Origin of the sequence: Streptomyces sp. SID13726, from assembly GCF_010548375.1 — a bacterium.
In the GTDB taxonomy this organism is placed as follows: domain Bacteria; phylum Actinomycetota; class Actinomycetes; order Streptomycetales; family Streptomycetaceae; genus Streptomyces.
Genome location: NZ_JAAGLY010000617.1, coordinates 1 through 414 on the forward strand (window position 1 = coordinate 1; position 414 = coordinate 414).

Annotated in this window: 1 pseudogene; it reads left to right on the plus strand. The window is 74.4% G+C overall.

From position 1 onward, the window contains the following. Nucleotides 1–414, plus strand: a pseudogene (locus G3I78_RS49410) (beta-glucosidase); the annotation flags it as partial.

The window sequence follows — 414 nt, forward strand, 5'->3', positions numbered from 1 at the left end:
CACCGTCGTGCTCGACGTCGACGTCCTCCTCGACGAGCCCGGCGACCACGTGCTCGAGGTCGGCACGGTCCCGGGCCACACGATCGAGATCGACGGCGTCGTCGTCGCGAAGGACGACCGCCGCTCGGGGGTCGAGGTCATCCTCGACTCCTCGATCAACAACCCGGCGGGCGTCCCCGCGACCGTGCACGTCGACGCGCCGCGCCGCGTGCGGGTCCGCGCGTCGCTCCTCGTCACCCGTGCCCAGGGCTACGGGAACCTCGTCCGCGCGGAGCTGCGGCACCGCGTCCCCGCGCCGAGCGTCGAGCAGGAGATCGCCGACGCCGCCCGGGCCGCCCGTGCGGCCGACCTGACCGTCCTCGTCGTGGGCACGAACGAGGAGGTCGAGTCCGAGGGCTGGGACCGCACGTCGCT